The 19,776-nt window shown below is 39.9% G+C and carries 14 protein-coding genes; 8 read left to right on the top strand and 6 right to left on the bottom strand.

Annotated elements, in window-relative coordinates:
- Positions 1 to 16 precede the first annotated feature (16 nt).
- Complete coding sequence (locus tag RMY00_RS33195; protein ID WP_322651613.1) at positions 17 to 1,225, top strand: 4-hydroxy-3-methylbut-2-enyl diphosphate reductase; 1,209 nt, start codon at positions 17 to 19, stop codon at positions 1,223 to 1,225.
- 225 nt (positions 1,226 to 1,450) lie between these two features.
- Here the strand turns inward: RMY00_RS33195 and RMY00_RS33190 are convergent, their stop codons facing one another.
- Together RMY00_RS33190 and RMY00_RS33185 are read right to left on the bottom strand one after the other, a co-directional pair.
- A complete protein-coding gene (locus RMY00_RS33190; RefSeq protein ID WP_322651612.1) occupies positions 1,451 to 1,708 on the bottom strand; it encodes a hypothetical protein in 258 nt (85 codons plus the stop codon).
- The gene (locus tag RMY00_RS33185; RefSeq protein WP_322651611.1) at positions 1,686 to 1,907 is read right to left on the bottom strand and encodes a hypothetical protein; all 222 of its coding nucleotides are present in this window, start codon (positions 1,905 to 1,907) and stop codon (positions 1,686 to 1,688) included. Before RMY00_RS33185 ends, RMY00_RS33190 begins: the two co-directional genes overlap by 23 nt.
- A 106-nt stretch (positions 1,908 to 2,013) precedes the next feature.
- On the opposite strand from RMY00_RS33185, the gene cbiE reads away from it, so the two are divergent.
- The 4 genes from cbiE to RMY00_RS33165 all read left to right on the top strand — a co-directional run bounded on the left by cbiE (position 2,014) and on the right by RMY00_RS33165 (position 4,565).
- Positions 2,014 to 3,222 carry a precorrin-6y C5,15-methyltransferase (decarboxylating) subunit CbiE gene (gene cbiE, locus RMY00_RS33180; RefSeq protein WP_322651610.1) on the top strand — a complete coding sequence of 403 codons (1,209 nt, stop codon included), beginning with the start codon at positions 2,014 to 2,016 and terminating at the stop codon, positions 3,220 to 3,222.
- A 285-nt stretch (positions 3,223 to 3,507) separates the two neighbouring features.
- Positions 3,508 to 3,768: a hypothetical protein gene (locus RMY00_RS33175; protein ID WP_322651644.1), complete on the top strand. Its 261-nt coding sequence runs from the start codon at positions 3,508 to 3,510 to the stop codon at positions 3,766 to 3,768.
- A 370-nt stretch (positions 3,769 to 4,138) separates the two neighbouring features.
- Complete coding sequence (locus RMY00_RS33170; RefSeq protein WP_322651609.1) at positions 4,139 to 4,342, top strand: type II toxin-antitoxin system HicB family antitoxin; 204 nt, start codon at positions 4,139 to 4,141, stop codon at positions 4,340 to 4,342.
- Complete coding sequence (locus RMY00_RS33165; protein ID WP_322651608.1) at positions 4,320 to 4,565, top strand: type II toxin-antitoxin system HicA family toxin; 246 nt, start codon at positions 4,320 to 4,322, stop codon at positions 4,563 to 4,565. Before RMY00_RS33170 ends, RMY00_RS33165 begins: the two co-directional genes overlap by 23 nt.
- Positions 4,566 to 4,585: 20 nt before the next feature.
- Here the strand turns inward: RMY00_RS33165 and RMY00_RS33160 are convergent, their stop codons facing one another.
- The gene (locus RMY00_RS33160) at positions 4,586 to 10,264 is read right to left on the bottom strand and encodes an alpha-2-macroglobulin (RefSeq protein ID WP_322651607.1); all 5,679 of its coding nucleotides are present in this window, start codon (positions 10,262 to 10,264) and stop codon (positions 4,586 to 4,588) included.
- A 494-nt stretch (positions 10,265 to 10,758) separates the two neighbouring features.
- On the opposite strand from RMY00_RS33160, the gene pbpC reads away from it, so the two are divergent.
- Positions 10,759 to 13,152: a penicillin-binding protein 1C gene (gene pbpC, locus RMY00_RS33155; protein WP_322651606.1), complete on the top strand. Its 2,394-nt coding sequence runs from the start codon at positions 10,759 to 10,761 to the stop codon at positions 13,150 to 13,152.
- A 183-nt stretch (positions 13,153 to 13,335) separates the two neighbouring features.
- Here pbpC and RMY00_RS33150 read toward each other — a convergent pair whose 3' ends face one another.
- The 3 genes from RMY00_RS33150 to RMY00_RS33140 form a co-directional block, all read right to left on the bottom strand.
- Entirely contained in the window at positions 13,336 to 14,982 is a 1,647-nt protein-coding gene (locus RMY00_RS33150) for a sensor histidine kinase (RefSeq protein ID WP_416212123.1), read from the bottom strand.
- A 16-nt stretch (positions 14,983 to 14,998) separates the two neighbouring features.
- The gene (locus tag RMY00_RS33145) at positions 14,999 to 15,499 is read right to left on the bottom strand and encodes a hypothetical protein (protein ID WP_322651605.1); all 501 of its coding nucleotides are present in this window, start codon (positions 15,497 to 15,499) and stop codon (positions 14,999 to 15,001) included.
- 256 nt (positions 15,500 to 15,755) lie between these two features.
- Positions 15,756 to 16,685, bottom strand: coding sequence for an NmrA family NAD(P)-binding protein (locus RMY00_RS33140; protein ID WP_322651604.1), 930 nt, complete (start codon positions 16,683 to 16,685; stop codon positions 15,756 to 15,758).
- Between the two features lie 261 nt (positions 16,686 to 16,946).
- On the opposite strand from RMY00_RS33140, the gene RMY00_RS33135 reads away from it, so the two are divergent.
- Together RMY00_RS33135 and RMY00_RS33130 are read left to right on the top strand one after the other, a co-directional pair.
- The gene (locus RMY00_RS33135) at positions 16,947 to 18,011 is read left to right on the top strand and encodes a nitrilase-related carbon-nitrogen hydrolase (protein WP_322651603.1); all 1,065 of its coding nucleotides are present in this window, start codon (positions 16,947 to 16,949) and stop codon (positions 18,009 to 18,011) included.
- A 150-nt stretch (positions 18,012 to 18,161) separates the two neighbouring features.
- Positions 18,162 to 19,580, top strand: a complete 1,419-nt coding sequence (locus RMY00_RS33130; RefSeq protein ID WP_322651602.1) for an aldehyde dehydrogenase family protein — start codon at positions 18,162 to 18,164, stop codon at positions 19,578 to 19,580.
- The last annotated feature ends 196 nt before the right edge of the window (positions 19,581 to 19,776 follow it).

Raw genomic sequence — 19,776 nt, 5'->3', positions numbered from 1 at the left:
TAAGTAGACAAATCTAATGGATACAAAAGCTTTTAAGCGCAGCCTGCAACATTCAGACAATTACAATCGCAAAGGGTTTGGTCATCAAGCAGAAGTTGCCACCCAGTTGCAGTCTGAGTATCAGAGTAATTTGATTCAAGAAATTCGCGATCGCAATTACACTCTACAACGAGGTGATGTGACAATCCGGCTAGCACAAGCCTTTGGCTTTTGTTGGGGTGTAGAACGCGCTGTGGCAATGGCCTATGAAACCCGCCAGCACTTCCCTACAGAACACATCTGGATTACTAACGAGATTATCCACAATCCCTCTGTCAATCAGCGAATGCAGGAGATGGAAGTCGAATTTATTCCCATTGAAGGAAAGAATAAAGACTTTTCTGTTGTTGGAACTGGTGATGTAGTGATATTACCCGCCTTTGGGGCTAGCGTTCAAGAAATGCAGATACTTCACGAGAAAGGCTGCAAAATTGTTGATACAACTTGCCCTTGGGTATCTAAAGTTTGGAATACAGTAGAAAAGCACAAAAAAATCGATTATACATCAATAATTCACGGTAAATATAAACATGAGGAAACAGTTGCGACTAGTTCCTTTGCTGGCAAATATTTAATTGTGTTGAATTTGCAAGAAGCACAATATGTTGCTGACTATATTATGAATGGTGGGAACCGTGAAGAATTTCTGACAAAATTTGCTAAAGCTTGTTCAGCAGGATTTGACCCCGATCGAGATTTAGAAAGAGTTGGCATTGCTAACCAAACCACGATGCTAAAAGGCGAAACTGAGCAAATCGGCAAGCTTTTTGAGCGGACTATGTTACAAAAGTATGGCCCCACTGAGTTAAATCAACATTTCCAAAGCTTCAATACTATTTGTGATGCCACTCAAGAACGCCAAGATGCAATGTTGGAGTTAGTGGAACAAAATTTAGATTTAATGATAGTAATTGGTGGGTTTAATTCATCGAATACTACTCAATTACAACAAATTGCTTTTGAGCGGGGAATTCCTTCTTATCATATTGATACTGTTGAACGGATTAAATCAGGAGATTCCATAGAACATCGGCAATTAAATGGGCAGTTAATAACTACAGAAAACTGGTTGCCAGATGGAGAAATTGTGGTCGGAATTACTTCTGGTGCTTCCACGCCAGATAAGGTAGTAGAAGATGTAATTGAGAAAATTTTTGCAATGAAAGCAACAGCAGCACTGGTTTAACAGTTTTCAAGTAAGCACGTTCGTAGTAAGGATTAAAGTCCTTACTACGAACCTTCAAAACTAGCTTAGACATTGTATTAGTGTTCACTGATATATGAAATCGCCACAGGTGTCAAAGACTAGCAGCAAACATCAACACAGCACGCATCATAAGAGATTGCTGATAACTATGAAAATAATCACGGAGATTACTTGTTTGTAATTACCGAGAAAGTAGCAATATTCTTATTCAATCAGCCCTTCATACTCATCATGCGATCCAATCCAGATCCAGTAATAATCCTCGCCTTTCTTGATTGCTAGTGCGCGATATCCACCACTAATCCTGACTGACCACAAATCATTTTCTACTTTTTTGAAATGCAAAGACGGATGAAATTGATTATTAATCCAAAGGCGATATGCCTTTTTAGCTTGCTCTTTAACTTCAAATGAAAGTGCAGAATATGATCGCCAAAAATCAGGGGTTGTTAAGGATTTCATCTAACGATTTCACCCGATTAGCTTCAATATCTGCTTTTGCACGCTGGATTAACTGATCCAATCTACCAGATTTTGCATCTGCTTCAATTTGCTTGTCCCAGGCATCATTGAGATATTCTTGAAGCCACTTTGATAAATCCCGCATTTCACCTTCAGACAGTTGCATAATAGCAGCTTCTATTTCTGGGAGCGAGTTCATCCTATTATCCTCAATCCAGCACTATGAATTATATCCTACCAAAATTGACGGAATAATTCAGAATTAGAATTAGCGTCAAATCTTAATTATGAATTATGAATTAGCAATGACACAGAAATGGCTTTCTATCGTCGGTATTGGCGAAGATGGGTTACAGGGGTTAAGCGCGATCGCTCGTTCTTTACTCGATCAAGCTAAAGTAATTGTGGGAGGCGATCGCCATTTATCGATGCTCCCTACAGATGATCAACGTGAGGAACTAGTCTGGACATCTCCCATTAGTACTTCTGTAGAGGAAATTCTCAAACGTCGAGGTGAGTCAATTTGCGTACTTGCAAGTGGCGATCCTATGTGTTATGGCATTGGTGTTACCTTGATGCGGCGAATTCCCGTCTCTGAAATGACAATTATCCCCGCACCTTCAGCCTTCAGCCTCGCCTGTGCCAGGGTTGGATGGTCTTTAACTGAGGTGGAAACCTTGAGTTTGAATGGTCGTCCATCCTCTCTACTCCAGTCTTACATTTACCCAAAAGCACGGCTGTTGATTTTGAGCGAGGGGAAGGACACACCCGCCATTGTTGCTAAAATTTTGACAAATCGCGGCTATGGTGGCAGTAAAATGACCGTATTGGAGCGTATGGGCGGCGCTCATGAAAGAATTGTGGAAGGTACGGCTGCATCCTGGAGTGAAACTGAAGTTGCGACTTTGAATGCGATTGCAGTTGATTGTATTGCTGATGCTGGGGTTATCCCATTACCAAGATTACCAGGATTACCAGATAACGCCTATCACCACGATGGACAGTTAACGAAGCGTGAAGTTAGGGCAATTACTCTAGCAGCTTTAGCACCCATACCGGGAGAATTATTGTGGGATGTTGGCGCGGGTTGCGGCTCAATTTCTATTGAATGGATGCGGAGTAATGCTCGGTGTCGAGCGATCGCGATCGAACAAAATGCTTCTAGACTACTATATATTGCCGATAATGCTGCGACTCTCGGAACTCCAAATCTACAAATCATTGAAGGTAAAGCGCCTCATGCCCTGAAAGACTTGCCTACACCAGATGCTATTTTTATTGGTGGTGGAGTGACAGCAACAGGACTTTTTGATGTTTGTTGGGAAGCACTGCGGTCGGGTGGACGTTTAGTGGTAAATGTAGTGACGATAGAGGGTGAGCAAACTTTATTTCAATGGCATGAACGAGTCGGTGGTGATTTAACTCGTATTGCCATTCAACGGGCGGAACCTATTGGTAAATTTTTGGGCTGGCGAGGAATGGCGGCTATCACGCAATGGGTAGTTATCAAATAACAAGATGATTCCATAAACTAAGGAAACTTGATTTAAAATTGAAATTTTTATTACTTATGATTACAACACTATTACCAAAGCTGGTATAGTTCACACTTAATGTTCACAATCGAAAAACCTTACTGTTATTGCAGCTAATAAGCAGCTAATTGCTGTATAATTAGTTTTATGTTCCCTTTTAGACTCGCTCATAGTTTGCAACAATCGCACCAATTTTTTATTGAAGCAATCTCTGTCTCTGTTGTGATTATCGTTGGCAAAAAGTCACTTATTGGGGGTAAGGTAATGGACGAGCATAATCTTGACGACAAAAACAAATTTCTTTACCCTCGTAGTCGCTATTACGGTCAAGTTAAGCCAGAGAATTTAGTATTTAATGCTAACCTTCAAGAATTTGCTCAAAAAGTTGGCTACATTACCAATTTAGAAACATCTGGAAAGCTTGAAACAGAAGATGCTTACGAACAGATTAAAGCACTTTGGAAACAGTTAAAGCGTAGTAAAAAAGCATTGTTAATTGATGAGGAACCACGAGAAAAATCCTGAAGTTGTTTAAGAAACCCGCTAAATTCAACAATAATAATGTAGGCAGGAAATTCACCATCGGAAGGATTAGTTTGCTCGATTTTTTGTTTTATTCTAGCTCTAAGCCTGCTATAGCAATCCTATTTGATTTGTGAAAATCACTAGGCTTAGATCCCCGACTTCTTTGAGAAGTCGGGGATCTTGTTGTTCACGAATGATTTAGGTAGACCTGAAACTTCCAACCGTACTTTATTTTGAAACGGAAGTTCACCAGCTTCATCTTCGCTACCTAACCAATAATCAAATCCAGTACCTTTACGCGATCGCTCTTTAATTACAATATGATTGCCATAAATCACTAAAAATAGAAAAGTAGGTTCATTGTCAAGTTATGAAACTTAAAGTTGTATTAGAACCCAGTGACGAAGGCGGATACACCGTCCATGTTCCCTCACTTCCTGGCTGTATCAGTGAAGGAGAAAGTGTGGAAGAAGCATTAGAGAATATCCAAGAAGCAATAGAACTTTACCTTGAACCATTGGAAGATGAATTGATTACTCAAGAAGGCGTAATTGTCAGGGAATTGGTACTGTGAGCAAAGTTCCCATTTACCCTATACTCAGATTATCGCTGCTTTAGAACGGGATGGATGGATAGTTGTACGCCAGCGAGGTAGTCATATTAGATTAGAAAAAAGCATACCGGATGAAATCTTGAAATTGACTGTTCCAGCTCATCGGTCAGTTAAGCGTTCCACCCTAGCTAAAATTTTAAAGCAGGCTCGTATAGACTTGGAAAGATTTTTAGATTTGTTGTAGCCAAAAGATGGCAGAAATAATTACTTCCCATCCTCCAGTATTAATGTAGACTCAGCAGTACGCCCAAATTCTTCTGGTGCATATTGCAGATGAACTTCTGCACCAGGCCAAGAAAATGTACCAGGAGTAACAGAACGGACTAAGTAATGCAGACTATAAACTCCTGGTTCTAAGTGGTCAGCATAGGCGATAATGCGATCGCGGTAGATATTTCTAAAGCCAAGTTCCCAGCTATCGGCTTTTGCTTGTAATGCAGCTGTGGTAGTTTGAAAACTCGCATCCACCGCCTCAAAACCTGATGGTAACGGATCTTTAATCACCACATGATCCACAGGATGATCGGCAATGATTTCTAAACCAATATCAAACACCTGTCCAGAGGCTAAAGTCAAGGGTTTATCGAACGCGTAAAGACCTGTTTTTTGTAAAACTTTATCTTTATTTACTTGACCAATTTCTCGTGTTATGCGTAAACCATTAAATCTGCCTGGTTGATTTCCTTGCAAGCGATAATTATAAGCAACCAGATAGTGTAAAGTGCCATTACCTGATTTTTGTAGCGTCAAATCATTACGCCCACGAGGTAATAGATTTATCGGCACAATTAGTTGTAAATTAGGATTTGTGTAACCTTCAAACCGGTTTTCTCCTAACTTATTACCAGCTAATTGTACTGTGGCAACAAAATTAGGTGGTGTAGGTTGTAGTTGGCTATATTCTACCAAAGCTGTTAAAGCTTGGGCATTATTATAGTTAGTTTGCCATGTGCCATCCCGCCGTAGTGCCAGAAGACTTTGGAATAATTTATCTATAACTTCGGGTTTACTTTGTTTGGCAATAAATAAACGTAAAGCTTGCGCTTGCGTCGTCGTAGATGAACTCATCCATCCCCAACTACTGGGTAAACTCACAATTGCTGTGCGACCAGTTTCATATATACTTTGTTGCAGCTTATTCACTAATTGTTGAGATTCATCTTGCCATTCTGGGAATTGAGATAAATATCGCGCCAGTTTGATTTGAGTTACTAAATCAAAATTATTGCGCTGTTCATAAATATCTGCGAGGAATGTATTGCGTTTTTCATCCAGTTCTGCTAAAGCGATTAAAGCATTAAGTTGCAGTTGTCTTTTACATAGTTGCTGTTTACAAAACTCGTATTCTCCAGGATTCGCCAAAACTTTTTGCAGATAAGTTTTGAGGCGGGATAGCATTGCAGAATCGACTAAATTAGGAAACACCTGACTGGCTTTAGCTAAAGATTCACCTGCATAAGAAGAAACCCAAGGGTCAGATTTTTCTTGTTTGGGGAAAGCAGCAAAACCACCATCTGCTATTTGGAGTTTTTGCAATTGTTCAATGGCTTGTTTTGCCTGTTGGTTAGGATTAAATTCTGCAAAGGTTTGACCATATTTTTGTGTAAGATTTTGCAGATTAGCCGCAATCATTAACTGACTTGCAGCCGGTTCTGTAAACGGCAAATCATTATCTTCTAAAACCTGCTTTGCTGGTGCTTGAATCTCTGGTATCAGAGTACTCGCCAACTGAATATCTAAACCTCCCGCGTTAAGGAAGGTATTTTTATCAACATTCAAGGGAATTTTTACTTGTTTTTCAGTAACACCAGCTTCAACGACTTGTTCTGTAATTTCAATTGGCTTAATTTCCAAAGGAACTTCAAAAGCATCTGCGGCTGTACCATTTAGCTGAGTGCTAAAGCGAACTTTTCCAACTCCCACACTATGCGCCACCATTGGAAAACGATAAGCGTGAGTTGCAGATTCAGCTTTGGTTTGCAAAGCAGTAGCTGTAGGGTTTTTGTCAGCAAACTTTACATTACCGCTAAGTTCGCCATTTATTGAGAGATTTCCTGTATTCCCAGTGTTGTTAGTTACAGATAAACCAGCAAGGATGCGATCGCCTGGACGGGTAAACTGTGGCAAGATGGCATTAGTTAGTAGTGGCTTTGTGGTGATAAACGTTGCGTCTCCATTCCCAAAACGCAGATTTCCATCAGTAGCGACAGCCATCACCCGCCATGTAGTTAAGTCATCCGGGAGTTTAAAGGTTATCTGTGCATTACCATTTACATCGGTGACAACAGAACCGTTGTAGTAAGCTAAGGCTTGAAAATCTGTGCGAGTGCGAGTATTGGCTGCACCAGTTGAGAAACCACCGCCATAACCCCAACCTTTAGGTTTAGCTACATCTTGTGGTTGTAATATGACATCCGCGCGATTATCGTTAAAGCGGGTAGATATCGGCTGTTCTGCATAAACTGTATTTACTAAGTCTGGCGGACGATAACCAGAAAGTTGTAACACCGCTTCATTTACCACCATGACTGTAAACTGTCCTTTGGTGGGATTACCTTGATTATCCTTCAGTTCTAGTTGTACCGTTGACTCTGCACCAGGTTCTAATGATGCTTGCATCGGCTTAACTTGCAGTTTTAAATACTTATCTTCTAAGTTAACTTTAAAAGGTGTAAAACCAATCTTCACCAAATTATCTAAACTTCCAGCTTTCACTTGGTTTATCGGTTTACCTTGTCTGACTAAGACAGCTTCAATGGCTGCATTTGGTAGCATTTCTGGCGTGACTTTAAACTGAATTTGTGGTGCGCTTCCCTGAGTTTTGGTAATTTGCTGATAAAGAGGTTTGTCTTTAATTACAGCAAAGTACAATTCTGCATCTGGATAAGGAGATTGAATTAGTACAGTAGCAGTTTCACCAGGTTTAAACTCTTTTTTATCTAACTGAATTTCTAAGACATCTTTATCTTTAGAACCCCAAAATACTGGATTTTCCCCAGTTGCCCAAATCTGTAAATCTGTGGCACTTAATTCGTCTTTGGCATCACTAAAATTAACTCTAATCCGATATGAACCAGATTCCGGTGCTGTCAAATTCACCGATTGCGGATTGCTAGCAGATGTAATTTCTGCTTGTCCGACTGTTTTATATTCAACTTGATTTTTTGGAGTTCGGCTACCTTCCACCAACTGCGTGACGCTGCTGTATTTAATTTGTTGTAATTCCAGCCGCACCCGTTGACCTATTATCGCTTTTCCTGTAGGGTCAGTAACAATAACTTCAATGGGAAAAGCCTTACCAGCATCAGCGATGAAATTACTTTTTAACCCGATGAGACGATTACTTGGTAAGGCTGTAAAAGTTTTGGAATTGGCTACAGATAGATTAGAAACATCTGCAACTTGCACATCTACTTGGTAAGTCATCGGATATGGCAAATCATTAGCCACATTTACAGTTTGACTACTTTTACCATTAGCATCTAGCTGGGCATTAGTTTGCAATACATCACTAGATATAGTAGGAGTTTCTTCTGGCCATAACCATTGCCTACCAAAAGTAAATTCATCCCAACCTTTTGGAACAAAATTAGCTTGTTGGCGAGTGATAAAGTATTTTGCTTCGCCACCTTCTACAGGCGCACCGAACAAATAATTACTTGTAGCATTAATATTAACTTTCTCGTCAATGAGAGCAAATTCTTTATCTAAATTGAGTTCAACTTTAAAATTGGGTGGCTTAAACTCAGCTACCCGAAATTCTCCAGAAATTTCTTGCCCATTCTTCCCCTTAGCCTGGATTGTATAGTAGCCTAAGCGCTGAGTAGTCTTTATGGGCAGTTCTAGAGAAAATGTACCAAATTCATTTGTAGTTTGCGTACCTAAATTAGTCTTTTGCCCATCAGGATTAACCAAAGTTAATTGGTAAACAGCATTTTTATCTTGCTGGATTGCACCATTTTGCAATAAGTCAGCAAAACCGGTAAACAAAGCTTTTTCACCTGGTTGATACAACTCTCTATCCGAGAAAATTACCCCGCGTGATTCAGGTTTCCCAACTTGCCAGCCTGCATCAATACCATATCCATAAACGCCGCTATATTCTTCAACTCTGGCAAATGCCCAATCTTGATTCTCACGGGCAATTACTAATAATTGTGGTGATTTACTAGAACTTTCATTTCCCGAATAACATTGCTGTAATCTTTCACGAGTAATTGCCAAAGTTCCATTTTCATCAGTTTTACCTGTTGCACAGGGTACTGGTTCGGGGCGAGATTTAGCCTGTAACTTTGATTGATAAATTTCCACAGCAGCCGCTTGAACTGGCGAACCATCCGTAAGATGATTGACGCGAATTAAGCCTGACTCAGGAAACCACTGAGTAAATACGCCCAAATTCGTCAATTCAACCATGCCATAAGTCGTAGGTTCACGCCACAGTTCCTTACCATTCTCCTGATATTTATTAGTGCGGGCTTGCACTCCATAAGCTAACATTCCTGTAGCTGCACTTATTTTTTCCCGCAGAGGAACAGCAATATCAACTGATTCATTTTTTTTACCCGATACCTTAAAACTTTGCCAATCAGAAGGTTCTGGTAATAAATCACTACCATTATTAAAATAAACTAAATCTGTCGGTTGAACTACTCGATAAGCCGCTTTGTACTTCGATTCTGGCAAATTTCCGGTACTAATATTTAGCTGTAAATCTTTACCTGTGGGGAAAATATTTAAATCTGAGGGTACCCAGATATCCCCAGCTAAATCTCCAGTATCATATTTAAGTGTGATAGGTTTACCTAAAGTCTGCCCAAACTTATCTTTGAGGTTTCCGCCGATAGTAATTGTATAAGTCTTCGCAGGTTCTAGTGCATAAGGATTGATGCCGACAACTTTATCTTCATCGTTTATTTGGATAATTCTCGAAATTTCTTTTGGTGCTGGATTAATAGTAATATTTTCTTTAGCTGAATCTGGCAATAAGACGTTACTAAATTCTAGCTGAGGACTGCCTTTAACAAATCTTCCAAAAGTTCCACCTGCATCTGGCTGTCCGTAAAAGTTAATTTTTTGAAATGCTAAAGGCGAATAAGTTACTAGCTTACTGGCAAATTCTTTCTCTGTAGGTAGATTACCATAAGCAGGACGGATTCCGGGAGAAAATACTAGACGATAAGGGGTTGCTTTTTCGAGATTTTGCTGGGGGATAAGGTTATAAATCCAGTTACGTGCTGAAGGGTCAAATTTTTCTAAAGGTTCTTCTTCATTTTTTAATGGTTTTTCTTCTTTATTTAATTCAACTTTAAAGCCTACACCCTTATTTTTACCTTCGGGAATTAACTGTAAATGTTCTTGTACAGAAGCTAAATCTAATTCTACATTTGAAGTAACCTGTAATTTCTGTTGTAAATCAATTGGTTCAATATCAGCTTTTTCAATGGGATTTACACCGGGTAAATTAGTCAGGTTGATAGATTCGGTATTAAAAGTCCAAGGCAAATCTTTGTCTAAGCGATGATTTTTTAAATCGGCTAAACCTGTTTTGAGGGTAACTTGAAATCTTGTCGCTATTGGCAATGCTTTCTCGGCTTGAAAACCTACCATGCGCGGTGTCAAAAAGCGAAATTGACCGGGTAGAGGCGGCCAAAGGGCAAATTTTTCTAATATTTTCTGTTGTTCTGGACTGTCAAGACTTTCAACTGGGATTAAAGCTTCTTTAAAACGGATGCGGATTTGATTAAGAGATTTTGCATCCCCAATGGGACTAATTTGTTCAATCCAGTCTGGTAGTTTAGGCGGCGTGAGTGCGGATACTGTTGGGAGTTGTTCTTTACCTGAGTTGATACCAAAAAAGTTACACCCTGCCATCCCTAGCATAAATGTAAAGAGAAGAAGATACTGTATTTTTCTCTTCTGGCTTGAAGAATAACTAATTTTTTTTAATAAACCGCCAAGTGCGCCAAGTACGCCAAGGAAGAAATAGAGAATTTTTTGGTGGAAACGAAGGAAAGCTCTGATAATCATATTTTTAGTAATTACAAATAAAAATTCACAAATTATAGAGAACAAAAGTTTGTCTTCCCTCATTAAGTTGGCAATGCCAAGACTAATAAGGGAAGGCTGATGACTATTTTTTACTCAAATATTGGATAAAACTTATGTTTATTTACATAGATAACCAATACCGTGTGATTGTTCCGCAAAATCACTACAAATCTTAACTATGAAGAAGTATTTAAGTTCTGCAAATATTAATTTATATCTGCTAAGTTAGGAAAAATTACTTATTAAGTATTTGACATAGTTATTGATGTAGATGTAATAATCTTCGCGTCACAATTAAGGTAAGTTTTTTGGGCAGGGATTCCCTGATGAAACTAATTTTACGATCGCTACTCAAACTTAAGCGCACTAGTAAGGTTATCCTGGCTGTGCTGGTAATCTGTCTGGTTGTACGCCTACTACCTTATTTTGCGCCTATTCGTGCCGCAGATATTGCTCAAAATCAGTTGGCAATACAATTTAGCGATCGCAATGGTTTACCATTAGGAACATTACTCACCCGTGACCAAGAGCATACATCAGTAATACCACTAAATCAGGTTTCGCCCCAGTTTATCCACGCTATTTTAGCCGCCGAAGATGGCAGCTTTTATCGTCACGGGGCGTTGGATATGAAAGCTATTATCCGCGCCAGCAAAGAAGCCATCCACGCCAAACGAATTGTTTCTGGCGCTTCCACAATTACTATGCAGTTAGCGCGGATGTTATATCCAGTGCCGCGTAGTTTCTCTGGTAAACTAAGTGAGATTTGGCTATCTTGGCGGTTAGCAGCAGGGATGAACAAAGATGAAATTCTGTCTGCATATATCAATCGCCTGCCAATGGGAGGGAATATATATGGTGTGGAAGCAGCAGCGCAGACTTATTTTTCCATCCCAGCGAGTGAGTTAAATCTTGCCCAAGCTAGTTTGTTAGCTGCTATTCCTAATAATCCCACATACTTTAACCCTTATCAGCATTGGGAACGGCTGAAGCAGCGACAAAAATACATCCTCAATCGGATGATACAGGAAAAATATATTAGTGGTGCGATGCCTACGGCGGCAAGCTACGCAGCCCGAACATCCGCCGAAAAAGTTGTGTTTCAATCTCGTCAACGGGGAATTATCGCCGCACCACACTTTTTGTTTTGGTTAGCCAATCAAATTCCCCCTAGTTCACCTTACAAAGGGGAGAATCAAGCCCTTTTTAAGGGAGATTTGGAGGATAAATCCATTATTCGCACCACGATAAATCGCCCCTTACAGCAGTTTGTCGAAGCACAGGTGCAACAGGTAATTTCTTCCTTAGCCGCCAACAATGTCCATGATGCAGCTGCGTTAGTGATTGACAACCACACTGGCGAAGTCTTGGCTTATGTAGGTTCGCCTGATTACTTTAATGAAGCCAAACTGGGACGCAATGATGGAGTACAGGCACTACGTCAACCAGGTTCTACCCTTAAGCCTTTTGTCTATGAACTAGCCTTAGAAAAAGGTTTAATTCGCCCAAATACTATTTTGGCAGATGTACCCGCCCATTATGCCATTCCTGGCGCGAAACTTTATAGCCCCACAGATTACACCGAACGCTTTCTTGGCCCTGTGCGGGTGCGAATCGCTTTAGCAAATTCCCTAAATGTCCCCGCAGTGAGGGTTTTAGAAAAAGTAGGTGTAGAAACTTTCTTAGAACGATTGCATCAACTGGGATTTGAACACCTTAATCAAACCCCAGAACATTACGGTTTAGGGTTAACTCTCGGTAGTGGCGAAGTTAGTCTCTGGGAGCTAGCTCGTGCCTACCTTACTATGGCACGACTTGGAGAAGCTACGCCGCTAATAAGCACATTTTTAGATACCCCACTCCCCAGTACAGACGCGATTAATCGCGTCTCTTCCCACTCCCCACTCCCTAACCACACAATATGGCAATTAATTACCAACATACTTAGTGATAACCATGCTCGTGCAACAGCATTTGGTGTAGACTCAGTGTTAAATTTACCTTTCTCTGTTGCTGTTAAAACTGGCACTTCTTCCAATTTTCGGGATACTTGGACAGTTGGCTTCACTACAAATTACACCGTCGCTACTTGGGTAGGTAATTTCAACGGCGAACCGATGCGTCAGGTTTCAGGTGTTACCGGGGCTGCACCCTTGTGGAATCGAATTATGTTACACCTGCACGAACATCAAGAACCAGCAGGTTTTCCACCTCCAGAAGGTTTAGTGCAATTACCTGTTTGTGCAATTTCGGGGTTACGACCAACACCAGATTGTACCTCAGTTGTGCAGGAATATTTCTATCCAGAAGATAAAATTGCCTATGAAGGTAACAACCAATTCAATTTATCACCAGAGTATGATGAGTGGTTGGCCAAACAACAGCAATCGAGCCTTGTTTCTAACAATTTGAGAATTTTATCTCCGCATCATGGCGATTTATTTTTACTGTATCCAGGTGAAGAAGCGAAGCAAAAACTCGAATTTAAACTAGTAGGAAATAAATCTGCGTCTATTGAATGGTGGCTAAATGGAGAAAAGCTAGATACAAACTCAGCTAATTCTTTATTTTGGAATTTGCGTCCTGGTAAATGGACTTTGGAAGCAAGAAGCGGCGAAATGGCCGACAAGGTAAGTTTTCAGGTGGAATTAGCTAGTATTAAACCTACGCGTCGAGGATTTTCTATTAGTAATTCTCAGGTAAACGGGAATCGTCCATAAATAAAAAAGGCAGGGATTACCTGCCTAGTTCCGTTAAACAGTTTGATGAGTAAACTATTGCAGATCATATTGACAAAGGCATTACAAAATTATGTCAAAGGTATGACCACAAATAATAAGCTTGAACAAGAGCAAGGAAGCAAGAACAGATAGAGAAAAATGCTGCACAGTCGATATATTTGCTTACCGCGTCTGCTTGATAGGAATCTCAATTAAAAACTCTGTACCCTTACCAGGTGCAGAAATACACTCGATTTTTCCCTTGTGCTTATCTACTATAATCTGGTAACTAATAGATAATCCTAAACCAGTGCCTTTACCTATAGGTTTAGTAGTAAAGAAAGGATCAAATAATTTAGTCTTAACTTCCTCTGGTATTCCTGACCCATTATCTTTAATACTAATAAGCACGCACTCTTCATTCTTAACTTGAGTGTGGATAATAATAGAGCTAAGGTGTTTTTTAGCCTCTCCTTTTAAACTTAAACACTCTTCTTCCCATTCATATAAAGCATCAATAGCGTTACTTAAAATATTCATAAATACCTGATTTAGTCCTCCTGCATAACATTCAACAAGAGGCAAATCACCATAATCTTTGATTATTGCAATCTCCTGCTGTTTATGCTTTCCTTTAAGACGATATTCTAAAATTAATAGAGTGCTATCAATTCCTTGATGAATATCAACAGGTTTCATTTCTGCTTCATCAAGACGCGAGAAGTTACGCAAAGTTAGCACAATCTCACGAATGCGTTCAGTACCAACTGCCATTGAAGATAAAACTTTCGGCAGATCATCAATAATAAACTCTAAATCTATCTCATCAATCAGACTACTTAGTTCTGAATTATAATTAAATTTTTGTTGTTGATACAGGTTAATTAAACTTAGTAAATCCTGACTATATTCTCTAACATGCACCAGATTACCATAAATGAAATTAACTGGATTATTAATTTCATGAGCAACACCAGCAACTAGCTGACCTAATGAAGACATTTTTTCAGTTTGAATCAGTTGTACTTGGGCGTGTTGCAATTCTTGCAGTGTCTGTTGTAATTGATTATTTTTGTGTTTTAGTTTTGCAGTTCTCTCTGCAACTTGCGTTTCTAATCTATAATTTGTTTCTTCTAAGGCGGCTTGAGCAATTTTTTTAGCTTTTAAGTATTGCTGTAATAAGTGCAATACTAAAAGCCACGCTGGAATCAGCATTGCTAAACTTATAATAGATTCTAAAATTGCCCAAAACATTCTTTTGTAATAATCATCAACTTTTTGCTGTAACTGAAGTGAGATATTACGCTTTCTTTTGGCAACACCATCAGCATAAATTTGTTTTTGATTTTCATACTCACGGCTAGAAAGTAATATTTGTGCTATCTCTTTTTTGTCTTTTTTAACCAATTCAAAAGATTGATATTCCATTTCTACTAAGCGTTGATTAGCAGCATCAACTTTTTTAGCATCCTCATTTTCATATACTTTAGGAGCCAATTTAATAGATTCTTTAATAGCAAAATCAAGTTTAGGTTCAAATTGACGATACCGTTCTTCCCAAATAAATTTTCCTGTAGCAGCATTCATGCGTGCTGACATCGTTAAGACTTCATCAAGATAAGTAATTTCATCACTCAGTATTTGGAGTTTAAATTCATATTTAGTAATACTGTTAAAGTTATAATATGCTTGCCAATTGAGGCAAATCTGAGGAATAAATAAGATTAATGTTAGCAGTAAAGTTATACTTACTATTTGAGAGGGAACGAATCTCAGTTTCTTAGAAAGGTAAAGGTGCATTTTGATAATATTTTTTAGATATATAGTCATTTAGGATTAATTAAATTCAATACTCTCCTATAAGTTTTATATCATAAGGATTAATTCCAAAAATATTTCTCAAATCTTTTATAGGCTCATCTTGATAAAATTCAAAGTTAATCTCATTTATTTGTTTAATTTTAATTTTTCTGCCATATATAAAACCCAAGTTAAAATTTATTAAATCTAATGAAGAGAATTTGTAAGGATATGGATATATAAATTTAGCAAAAGTTTTATAAATGAATAAATGTAGTTGATTAGTCTTTAAGTCATTACCCATTGTAAATCCAATTACAAAAGCTTCATCTTGAGGAGAAAGACCTCTACCTAAAAGTATGTGAATATAATCATGATGACGCAGACTAATTTTTCCAGGTAAGGCCAATGGACTATTAGGGTTCTCTAGTAACCAAATTACAAAAGGAATTTTTGGGTTATGTAAACTAAATATTACTGTATGTACTTTTTTTAAATTCATTTGAGCTATGTCTAGTTGAAACTTTTCATCTAAATCAAAAGCCATAGGTATACTAATAACAAAAGAACTAACTTATTAGTATTTGTTTTTACTCTGATTTGTCTATATTTACTCATAAAATTATTTTTATTTTTATAATTAAGTATAATAAAATCTATTTTCTATGAATTTACAGTAAAATTACTTATTTTGGAGTAAGGGCAAAGGTATCTAAATGAGAAATCATAGACTGATAAACTGTCATTGCGATCGCTCATGCAAAACTCCATAACCGTCTACTTCTGCCACAGTATACTTCCGATCACAGGCTTTCGTAGGTAAGTTGCGTATTTGCCCAGTTGGTTTCTGCCAAAAATTCCCTAAATGTGGTCAGAATTTCAGGAAACTCTTCTTCTCGTAAATGCTGGACATCGGCTTGATAACCTTGCTTGCGATACCACTGAATCAAATCGAACAGTTCCTTTTGCAGCAAGAGTAAGAAAATCCAGGCGGGTGTCTCTTTATAAACAACTTTCATCCCCTGCGCTTGAGAGAATGCCTCTGCCATCTCAAGAGGAGTCAGCACATCGCCAGCTAGCTCAATTTCTTGACCAATATACTTAGTGGGATGTTTAATGACGTAAGCAGCAACGCGGCCCATGTCCTTTGTTGTAATTAGATGAAGGGGCTTGTTTGGTTGAATGGAAAATGGGAAACTACCTTTGAGAATGGAAGGTCGCGTGTACTTCTTCCAAAACTCCTCCATAAACAAGCAGGCTCGCAACATGGTAGTCGGTAAGCCAGCTTCTTTGAGAATTTTCTCTACTTGATACTTTTGCTCTATGCGGGGGATTCCTGAATTCCTGTCTGCTCCACCTGCGGAATTGTAGACAAAGTGCTTAATGTCAGCCTGTTTAGCTACTTGTGCAACTCGCCTTGCTCTCTCCACCTCTAACGGGTCAATTTTAGCGGAGTCCGCAGAAGTAGCGTGGCAGTAAACAGCCGAAATTCCTGTAAAGGCTTCTATGAGGGAGATTTCATCGTCGAGGTTGGCTTTTACCAGTTCAACTCCAGCATCGTTGAGTTTTGCAAGAGTTGGACGATTAAGGTCAATTTCTCTAGTAATGACTCGCAGGTTGGTAACTCCCTGTTCGAGAAATCCCTTAACGACATTTCCACCTGTGCCGCCAGTAACTCCAATGAGTAAAACTTTATCAGTGTTTGACTCTGTGCGATCGGGGAAATTTGACATTCTTTCTTCTACCTGGAGTTATTTATTTAAATTAAGTTTATCCAAAGATCAGAATTGAAGAAGAATTCAGAAGTCAGAATCAATTCGACCTCAGATCGATAACATTTAAGGAAAAAGCTTCAACAAAGCCCGAACAACTGGAAATTTGCGGCGACAAAAACAAAGTCCTTGGATCGGAATTGACAAATAAACCTGTACGATATCTCTGGGGTGGCGTAGGCGTAGCCCGCCATAGGCATCTATAGCATTTGGTGAGGAATTTTGGACAATAACACCGATAATCTCGATTCATTCCGAGCTTTAGCGCTGCAAATTACCTGTGATGCAGTCAACCAAACAAGCGATGCCTCCGGCGGGCTACGCCTACGCCAACAAGCGCGATCGCTCATGCAAAACTCCATCAACCGCCTAGCGCAACAAATTGCTGCCAGTATCGCTTTCATCGGCTTCGATTGTCGTTTAATTGTACTACCAGAATATTTCCTCACTGGTTTCCCGATGGGAGATACTCTAGGAGGATGGGCAGAAAAAGCTTGTATAGAAATGGCTGGTGCTGAGTATGACGCACTTGGTAAAATTGCCCAAAAGCATAAAATCTTTTTAGCTGGTAACGCCTACGAAGTTGACCCCAACTTTCCCGGATTGTACTTCCAAACCTGCTTTATTCTTGACCCCTCTGGCTCAATTGTTTTGCGATATCGGCGGCTAAATTCTTTATTTGCTCCTACACCCCATGATGTTTGGGATAAATATCTTGACTGCTATGGTTTAGAAGGAGTTTTTCCCGTAGCCAAAACAGCGATCGGTAATTTGGCAGCTTTAGCATCAGAAGAAATTTTGTATCCAGAAGTGGCGAGGTGTCTGGCAATGCGAGGAGCAGAGATTTTTGTTCATTCCACTTCGGAAGTGTATAACAAAAACCTCACCCCCAAAGACGCAGCAAAAATCACTCGTGCCGTTGAAAATATGGCTTATGTAGTTTCAGCTAATACCGCAGGCATCGCTAATATTGCTATCCCCATTGCTTCGGCTGATGGTGGCTCTAAAATCATTGACCATCGCGGAATTGTAATAGCAGAAACAGGTGCAGGTGAAAGCATGGCAGCATTTGCAGAAATTGATTTAGGAGCATTACGCCGCGATCGCCGCCGACCAGGGTTAAATAATTTACTTTCACGCCAGCGATTTGAACTATACGCCGAAAGTTATCGCCAATCACACTTTTACCCAGCTAATACTATGCTGGAGGGAGAAGTAGACCGCAAACACTTCCTCCAAACGCAGCAAGCCACCATTGAGCGGTTAGCCAAACTGGGAATTATTTGAATTGGGGAGTGGGGAGTGGGAAGCAGGGGGAGCAGAGGGAGCAGGGGGAGCAGAGGGAGCAGGGGGAGCAGAGGGAGCAGGGGAAGAATAACTATTAATTATTGACCAATGACAAATGACAAATGACAAATGACCAATGACAAATGACCAATGACAAAAACAATAGAAGTCCGCAATCCCCGAACTGGCAAATTTGACTACGTAATTATCCCGCCGCCTCCAAGGCTGCTGGCACAGCAATGTAAGCGTACCCGCAGGGCGCAGGTTAGCTGGCATAAACTGGGTTTAGAGGGGAGAATTGAAGCCTTACAGCAATGGAAAGAAGCAATATTATCAGGACGCGATCGCTTGACGGAGGCTTTGGTAAATGATACGGGAAGATTATCGACCTCAGTATTAGAAATAGACTCCTTCCTCTCTAGCATTGATCGCTGGTGTAAGTTAGCGCCGGAATTGCTGCAAGACTCTGCCAAAAACACAGCAATTCCATTTATTGCTTTGCAACAAACATCCGTTCCTTATCCCCTAGTTGGGGTAATTAGCCCGTGGAATTTTCCGCTATTGCTGTCTACTATTGATACCATTCCGGCATTACTGGCGGGTTGTGCTGTCATTGTTAAACCCAGTGAAATTGCTCCCCGCTTCGTAGCACCACTGAAAACAGCAATCAGCGCCGTTCCTGAATTACGCGACGTATTAACTTTTGTTGAAGGAGCAGGCGAAACTGGATCTGCTTTGATTGAAAATGTAGATTTGGTGTGCTTTACAGGCAGTGTAGCAACGGGGCGAAAAGTAGCTGAAGCGGCTGCTAAACGGTTTATTCCGGCTTTTTTAGAATTGGGAGGAAAAGACCCTGCGATCGTTTTAGAATCAGCCAATTTAGAATTAGCAACCTCAGCAATATTGTGGGGTTCGGTCGTAAACACCGGACAGTCGTGCTTATCAATTGAGCGAATTTATGTTGCTGAATCGATATTTGAAAAGTTTTACCATCAATTAGTAGCCAAAGCTTATCGCCTTCAACTAGCGTACCCCACAGTAGAAAGTGGAGAAATTGGCCCAGTCATTGCCGAAAAACAAGCAGCGATTATTAGCGACCATCTTTTAGATGCAGTGGAAAAGGGAGCAGTAATTCACTGTGGCGGTGTAATTGAAGATTTAGGTGGGGGTTGGTGGTGTCGTCCGACAGTTCTGACCCAGGTTAATCATTCTATGAAAGTGATGACCGAAGAGACTTTTGGCCCCATTATGCCAGTGATGCCTTTTTCCACAATAGAAGAAGCAGTATCTTTAGCGAACGACTCAATTTATGGATTAAGTGCTGCTGTGTTTGCCTCAGAAACAGAAGCCTTAGAAATTGCCCAACAGATTGATGCAGGTGCTATTAGTATCAACGATGCTGGATTAACTGCCATCATGCACGAAGGAGAGAAAAACGCCTTCAAATTCTCCGGTTTGGGAGGATCACGCATGGGTGCGGCGGCACTGAAACGGTTCATGCGAAAAAAAGCTATTTTGATTAAAACTAATGCAACAAATGACCCTTGGTGGTTTGAGACTGGGGAGTGACCAATGCCATCATCACTATGCAATTCATTACTGTAACCAATGGCGTAGGCGTAGCCCGTCGTAGACATCGCCTCTGCCACAGTTTCGTCTATTATAACCAAAGCACCTGGAAGAACTTTCATAGTTTTGGTTCAGAACACAAGTCCATTCGTTCAGAACACAAGTTCATTCGTTCAGAACACGAGTCCATTCGTTC

The organism is Nostoc sp. ChiVER01 (genome assembly GCF_034531155.1).
Lineage (GTDB): Bacteria > Cyanobacteriota > Cyanobacteriia > Cyanobacteriales > Nostocaceae > Nostoc.
The sequence above is the reverse complement of the archived record's forward strand: the minus strand, read 5'-3'. Positions and strand labels throughout refer to the sequence as shown.

Excerpts from the sequence above, each read along its gene's own strand:
- RMY00_RS33195 (WP_322651613.1), top strand. The coding sequence starts at position 17 with ATGGATACAAAAGCTTTTAAGCGCAGCCTGCAACATTCAGACAATTAC.
- RMY00_RS33190 (WP_322651612.1), bottom strand. The coding sequence starts at position 1,708 with ATGAAATCCTTAACAACCCCTGATTTTTGGCGATCATATTCTGCACTT.
- RMY00_RS33185 (WP_322651611.1), bottom strand. The coding sequence starts at position 1,907 with ATGAACTCGCTCCCAGAAATAGAAGCTGCTATTATGCAACTGTCTGAA.
- cbiE (WP_322651610.1), top strand. The coding sequence starts at position 2,014 with ATGACACAGAAATGGCTTTCTATCGTCGGTATTGGCGAAGATGGGTTA.
- RMY00_RS33175 (WP_322651644.1), top strand. The coding sequence starts at position 3,508 with ATGGACGAGCATAATCTTGACGACAAAAACAAATTTCTTTACCCTCGT.
- RMY00_RS33170 (WP_322651609.1), top strand. The coding sequence starts at position 4,139 with ATGAAACTTAAAGTTGTATTAGAACCCAGTGACGAAGGCGGATACACC.
- RMY00_RS33160 (WP_322651607.1), bottom strand. The coding sequence starts at position 10,264 with ATGCTAGGGATGGCAGGGTGTAACTTTTTTGGTATCAACTCAGGTAAA.
- pbpC (WP_322651606.1), top strand. The coding sequence starts at position 10,759 with ATGAAACTAATTTTACGATCGCTACTCAAACTTAAGCGCACTAGTAAG.
- RMY00_RS33150 (WP_416212123.1), bottom strand. The coding sequence starts at position 14,982 with ATGACTATATATCTAAAAAATATTATCAAAATGCACCTTTACCTTTCT.
- RMY00_RS33145 (WP_322651605.1), bottom strand. The coding sequence starts at position 15,499 with ATGGCTTTTGATTTAGATGAAAAGTTTCAACTAGACATAGCTCAAATG.
- RMY00_RS33140 (WP_322651604.1), bottom strand. The coding sequence starts at position 16,685 with ATGTCAAATTTCCCCGATCGCACAGAGTCAAACACTGATAAAGTTTTA.
- RMY00_RS33130 (WP_322651602.1), top strand. The coding sequence starts at position 18,162 with ATGACAAAAACAATAGAAGTCCGCAATCCCCGAACTGGCAAATTTGAC.